Source organism: uncultured Campylobacter sp., assembly GCF_938045595.1.
GTDB lineage: Bacteria > Campylobacterota > Campylobacteria > Campylobacterales > Campylobacteraceae > Campylobacter_B.
Genome location: NZ_CALIBB010000180.1, coordinates 1 through 5,707, shown reverse-complemented (window position 1 = coordinate 5,707; position 5,707 = coordinate 1). Strand labels below are relative to the sequence as shown.

Genomic DNA, 5,707 nt, shown 5'->3' with positions numbered 1-5,707 from the left:
CGCATCCTTGCAGATACGGCAAAACTCGTCGCGCAAAAAGCCGAGACTGCGCACGAACTCCATTATCTGCGAGTGCAGCGCAAAGCTTAACGAATGCTCGCCCACTCCCCACGGGATAAATTTTAGCTTCCGCTTCGCTACGATCGCGCTATCTAGCTGGCGCAGGCTGCCGGCGGCGGCATTGCGGGGGTTTGAAAACAGACTCTCGCCGTTTGCGGCGCGCTCGTCGTTTAACGCGTCAAAATCGCTCTTGGCGATCAGCGTCTCGCCGCGGATCTCGATCCTTCCCTCGTAGGGGATCTGAAGCGGCACCGATTTGATCGCTCTTGCGTTTTGCGTCACGTCCTCGCCTATAAGCCCGTCGCCGCGCGTCGCCGCGCTTATCAGCACGCCGCCTTCGTAGGTTAAATTTAAGCTCGCGCCGTCAAATTTCGGCTCGACGTAAAACTGCGCGCCGCTCTTCTCGCCGCGAGCTAGCCACGCCAAAAGGTCCGCGTCGTCGAAAATATCCTCCATCGACCACATCTGCGCGCCGTGAGCGAGTTTGGAAAAGCCCTCGCTGATCGCGCCTCCGATGCGCCGCGTAGGCGAGTACGGCAGCGCGAGCGCTGGATTTTTCTCCTCAAATTTCTCCGCTTGCGAATAAAGCTCGTCGTACTCCTCGTCGCTTGCGATCGGTTTATCGTCGGTGTAATATGCCCGCGCCCACGCATTTAGCGTATCTACCGCGGATCTGTATTCATCGTAATTCATCTTGCGCTCGCATCTTTAAATTTTAAAATTCCGTGTGTCGCTAGAATTCCGCGTTCCGTTAAAATTTTACGCTCAGCGGCGAGTCCCTCCGCTCCAAACACTGCGGCGTATAACGAGTAAATTTTAAATTCCATTGCCGAACTCCTTTAGCGCGCGCTCGTAATCCTGTGGCGTGTCGATGCCGATGCTTTCGGTTTCGATCTCAAGCATTGCGATCTTTTCGCCCGCGCTTATGGCGCGAAGCTGCTCGAGTTTTTCGGTATCTTCCAGCGCTGAGGCGGGCAGGGCGCAAAACCGCTTTAAATTCCGCACGCTGTATGCGTAGATGCCGATGTGTCCGAGGTAGCACTCGCATGCCGCGCGCGGGTAGGGGATGAGCGAGCGCGAAAAATAGATCGCAAAGCCAGCATTATCAAGCACTAGCTTGACTAAATTCGGATCCTCCGCCGCCTGAGGGCTTATATATTTGTAGCAGCTCGCCATAAATGCGCCCTTTTGCGTGATCATAGTGTTGGCGAAATCTTTAAATTTAATCAAATTTTCGCTCTCGAAAAAGGGCTCGTCGGCTTGGATATTGATGATGATCTCATTCTCCGCAAGCGCTGCGTTTGCGACCGCTTCATTGATCCGATCGGTGCCGCTTTGATGCTCGCGCGCGGTGAGAACGGCGTCAAAGCCGTAATCTTGCGCGATCTTTAAAATTTGCGGCTCATCCACGGCGATTAGCACGCGGTCTGCCTTGGCGGCATTTTGAGCCGTTTTGATAAACATCGGCACGCCGCCAAACTCACATAAAATTTTATTTTTAAAGCGCGTCGAAGCAAGGCGCGCGGGGATTACTATCATTTTTTGATCCACTCCATTATGGCGTTTTTGATCTCGCTTTGCTCCACGACGCTGGAGTGAACCTGCGGCGCGCTAAAAAGGCGCGAGATCTGCGGCGGAATGTCGCTGCGAAATTCCTTCGAAAGCGCGATCATATCGGCCCTTTCGTCCTTGCAAGCCCTGCCTTTGATCGCGCCGATCATCGACGGCGTAAATTTGATCCACTTCGCGGTTGAAATTACGAGATTTAGGCGGCTTTCGTCAAGTAGCTTAAAGCAGGTCGCCGTGTGCGGATCAATCAGCACACCGCGGCTACTCTCTTGCTTGATAAACTTAGCGCACTGCGCATCGTCGCAAAAATCCGCCTCAAAAATCTCGCGCAGCTTCGCAAGCTCGCTCGCGCTAAGCTTATAAAATTTATCTCGCGCCAGGCTTTGCATCAGCTCGCTCGTGCGCGCATCGCCGAACATATCGCTAAGCAGCCGCTCGACGTTGGAGCTAACTAAAATATCCATCGCAGGGCTAATCGTGCGGATGAGCTCGCGCCCGCGCAGATCGTAGATGCCGCTCGTAAAAAGCTCGGTCAGGATATTGTTCGCGTTTGAAGCGATCTTGATTTTGCCGATCTTTGCGCCCATTTTTTTGGCGAAATACGCTCCCAGCGCGTTGCCGAAATTTCCGCTAGGCACTATGACGTCGAATGTGTTAAATTTAGCGCTCTGTTTTGCGCTCTGCGCGCCGTTTGCGCTTGTCGCAGCGTCTAAATTTTGACTGCACGCCTGGCACTGATCGCTTTGCTTTAAATTTTGCTCAAAGCTCAATACGCCGTGCTTTGAGAAATAGATGCTAGCATAGAGGTAGTAGATGATCTGAAATAAAATCCTGCCGAAATTTACCGAGTTTGCGGCGCTTAGATTTAGGTTTGCCCGCGCGAGCTCGTTTTTAAAATCGTCGTCGGCCAGTAGCGATTTTAGCGCGCGTTGCGTATCGTCGAAGTTGCCGCGCACGCCTAAAATTTTAAGATTTGCCGCGCTTTGTTTGACCATCTGCTGGCGCTGTATCTCGCTCGTGCCGCCCTGCGGGTAGAGGCAGACCGCTTTGATATTCTCGTCGTCCGCAAAGGCCTCCAGCGTCGCAGGCCCCGTGTCGCCGCTCGTGGCGCACATTATTAAAAATTTTTCATTCCTGGATTTTGCGATGCTTTTTAAAAGCGCGCCGAAGGGCTGCAGCGCCATATCCTTAAACGCGAGCGTCGGGCCGTGGTAAAGCTCCAAAATATAGGCGTTTTCGTTTAGCTTTTTGATCTGGACGGGGCAGGCGGGATTTTCAAATTTATCGTAGCGCTTTAGCGCGTCTTCAAAGACCTCGCTACTTACGTCAAAATCGAAGCTCTCGATGATTTTAAGCGCGATCTGTTTGTAGCTCAGATCCTCGCACTGCTTAAAAAAATCCTCGCTCAAAAGCGGCAGCCGCTCGGGGCTGAAAAGCCCGCCGCCGTTCGCGCTCGGATTTAGTAGCGCGTAGCTAAGATCCGCTCTTTGCGAAAAATCTCTCGTAGAAACCAGTTTCATCTTTTTCCTTTTTAAAATTTTAAAATTTACGCCCGCCTAGGCGCTTTAAATTTGATCGCTTAGGCTGCTTGCACGGACTTGCGGCATTGCTGCTTTAAGCCTGCCGCCTCCGCGCTCGCGTCTAAATTTCTTCCTTTATCAAACTTCCTATGCCGCCGTCCGTGAAAAGCTCAAGCAGGATCGAGTGCGGAATTTTGCCGTTGATGATATGCGCGGCATTTGCGCCGTTTCGCACGCATTGCAGGCACGCATCGACCTTTGGGATCATGCCGCCTGCGATCGTGCCGTCATTTTTAAGCTTTGAAATGAGCGCGGCATCAAGCTTGCTGATTAAATTTCCCTCTTTATCGAGCACTCCGTCAATGTCGCTTAAAAATATCGCCTTGCTCGCTTTTAGCGCGGCTGCGATCCTGCTGGCGCAGAGATCGGCGTTGATATTAAAGCTCACGTTTTCGTCCGCTTCGCCGCCCGCAAGCGGGGCGATTACCGGCAGATAGTCCTTTTGCAGCAGGTCGTTTATCAGCTTGGTGTTTACCTCGGTGATCTCGCCCACGAAGCCGTATTTTTTCTCATCCAGGAATTTTGCCTTCAAAAGCCCGCCGTCCTTGCCGCTGATACCGATCGCGGGCGCGCCGTTTTGGTTCAAAAGCGCCGTGATCTCTTTATTTACCGCGCCGCTTAGCACCATCTCGGTAATTTCGATCGCGTCTTTATTCGTTACGCGAAGACCGTCCTTAAACTCGCTCTGAACGCCGATCTTATCCAGGGTCTGATTGATCTTTTTGCCGCCGCCGTGCACGACGATGATTTTGATGCCGACCATATGCAAAAGCACGATATCGCGGGCAAAATCAAGCTTGAGCGTATCGTCGGTTTGCGCCGCGCCGCCGTATTTGACGACGAAAATTTTATCTCTAAATTTACGGATATAGGGCAGCGCGGAGATGATGACTTCGGCGGTTTTGCTCTTTTTTATCATAAAATTCCTTTAAAAACCTTATTTTATCATAGCTTGGTTTATGTAGTTTTGAATTTTGCGGATAAAGTTTTCGCTTAGCTTCAAATTTAGCAAAATCACCGAAATTTCTGCGCTCAAATCCCTCAATTTCACGTAATCTTTCGCCGTGCAAAGGATATGCTCCGCATCCTCGCGCCTTAGCAGCTCTAAAATCTGCTCTTTTTTGAAATCATAATGATCGGGGAAAAATGCGTGGGCTTTCGCGAGCGGCAAAAACGCTTGCAAGCGCCAAGGCTTGGCGATAGCGCTGATTAAGATCGTGCGGGATCTCTCAAAGTTCGCCTCTTTGGAATTTAAAATTTTATTCGCGACGGCGGGGTTTAAATTTGAAATTTCATCTGTGGCGCGATTTAAATTTAAATCCGAAATTTCATCCGCGGTGGAATTTGAATTTTCATCCGCAAGATTTGAAATTTCATCCGCGCCGTTTAGCCCCTCTTGCAGATCCGCCGCCGAAACGATTTTAAGCTCCTGCGAGATGTCGCTCGGAGAGGGTATGAAATCTGCAAATTTATAAAAAAACGGCGGGTAGCGATACGCGGCGAACGGCAGGCAAAAGGGCAGCTTCGGCGCGCTTTGCGGGCGTAGCAAGATATCAAATTTAGAGATATTAAATTTAGAAAATCCGTCGTCCAAGATCACGAGCTCAAAGCCGAGAGTTTGCGCGCGCAAGATCCCTGCGGCGCGATCTTCGCTAACGATTACGTTTGCGCCGCGCAGAAACAGCGCGTACTCCATCGCCTCATCTCCGCTTTGCCGCACGTCGCAAAGTATCCGCCCGCCGAGCGCTACTTCGAGCAAGCCTCTACTTTTGCGTCCGTATCCGCGAAGGATGATGCAGGTTTTGAACTCCCCGTTAAATTCTTTAAAAAGCGCCCGCACTAGCGGGGTTTTGCCGCTTCCACCGAGGGTTAAATTTCCGACGCTGATTATTGGAATTTTAAATTTTTGCGGCTTAGCAAAGAGCCTTTTTAGGCATACGATCAGCGTATAAAGTAGCGATAACGGTGCTAAAATCACCCCTAGCGCAAGCCACGCGGGGCTCGGGTCGTATAGGTTTCGCTCGATTAGGAGTTTAAACACGATTTTGCGCTATCTCTTTGATCTGCTCGCAAATGTAGCTCACATCGTCGTCGCTAAGCGCCGTATAGATCGGCAGGGATAAAATTTGCTGATAGTTTTTAAGCGCATTCGGAAAATCATTGACCTTGTAATTATATTTGCTTTTGTAGTAGCTTAGCAGATGCACCGGTACGTAGTGCAGCGATACGCTCACTCCGCGCGAGATCAGCGCTTTGGCAAAATCGTCGCGGTTTTTGTCGATCTTTACGATGAATTGAGTATAGATATGCTCCTCGCTGTCGCTTGGAAGCGTCACGTGAGGGCAGTTTGCGAGCTGCTCGCGATACGCTGCGGCGATCTGCTTGCGGCGCTTTATAAAGGCGTCGGTTTTTTCAAACTGGGCGATGGCGTAGGCGGAATTTATAGCGTTAAGATCATATTTTTGACCGATGCGATCGACGTCGTAGGTAAAGGACAT

6 protein-coding genes and 1 pseudogene are annotated in these 5,707 nt (G+C 50.9%); all 7 read right to left on the bottom strand.

The genetic code is table 11. The annotated features are described in order from the left end of the window. Nucleotides 1–753 (bottom strand): annotated as a pseudogene (locus Q0340_RS07270) (NAD-dependent DNA ligase LigA); the annotation flags it as partial. Beyond that, nucleotides 750–887 (bottom strand): hypothetical protein, encoded by a 138-nt coding sequence (locus Q0340_RS07265; RefSeq protein WP_298082760.1) that lies wholly within the window; start codon nucleotides 885–887, stop codon nucleotides 750–752. The pseudogene Q0340_RS07270 and the gene Q0340_RS07265, both read right to left, overlap by 4 nt. Further along, complete coding sequence (gene kdsB, locus Q0340_RS07260; RefSeq protein ID WP_298082759.1) at nucleotides 877–1,599, bottom strand: 3-deoxy-manno-octulosonate cytidylyltransferase; 723 nt, start codon at nucleotides 1,597–1,599, stop codon at nucleotides 877–879. The genes Q0340_RS07265 and kdsB overlap by 11 nt, the downstream gene beginning before the upstream one ends. Then, nucleotides 1,596–3,149 carry a threonine synthase gene (gene thrC / locus Q0340_RS07255; RefSeq protein ID WP_298082758.1) on the bottom strand — a complete coding sequence of 518 codons (1,554 nt, stop codon included), beginning with the start codon at nucleotides 3,147–3,149 and terminating at the stop codon, nucleotides 1,596–1,598. The genes kdsB and thrC overlap by 4 nt, the downstream gene beginning before the upstream one ends. Nucleotides 3,150–3,270: 121 nt before the next feature. Next, complete coding sequence (argB, locus tag Q0340_RS07250) at nucleotides 3,271–4,128, bottom strand: acetylglutamate kinase (protein WP_298082757.1); 858 nt, start codon at nucleotides 4,126–4,128, stop codon at nucleotides 3,271–3,273. 18 nt (nucleotides 4,129–4,146) lie between these two features. Beyond that, nucleotides 4,147–5,250 carry a tetraacyldisaccharide 4'-kinase gene (locus Q0340_RS07245; protein WP_298082756.1) on the bottom strand — a complete coding sequence of 368 codons (1,104 nt, stop codon included), beginning with the start codon at nucleotides 5,248–5,250 and terminating at the stop codon, nucleotides 4,147–4,149. Beyond that, a partial coding sequence (locus tag Q0340_RS07240; protein WP_298082755.1) for a DegT/DnrJ/EryC1/StrS family aminotransferase occupies nucleotides 5,243–5,707 on the bottom strand: 465 nt, incomplete at its 5' end. The genes Q0340_RS07245 and Q0340_RS07240, both read right to left, overlap by 8 nt.

Coding starts and splice junctions, on each gene's coding strand:
- argB (WP_298082757.1), bottom strand. CDS start 4,128: ATGATAAAAAAGAGCAAAACCGCCGAAGTCATCATCTCCGCGCTGCCC.
- thrC (WP_298082758.1), bottom strand. CDS start 3,149: ATGAAACTGGTTTCTACGAGAGATTTTTCGCAAAGAGCGGATCTTAGC.
- kdsB (WP_298082759.1), bottom strand. CDS start 1,599: ATGATAGTAATCCCCGCGCGCCTTGCTTCGACGCGCTTTAAAAATAAA.
- Q0340_RS07265 (WP_298082760.1), bottom strand. CDS start 887: ATGGAATTTAAAATTTACTCGTTATACGCCGCAGTGTTTGGAGCGGAG.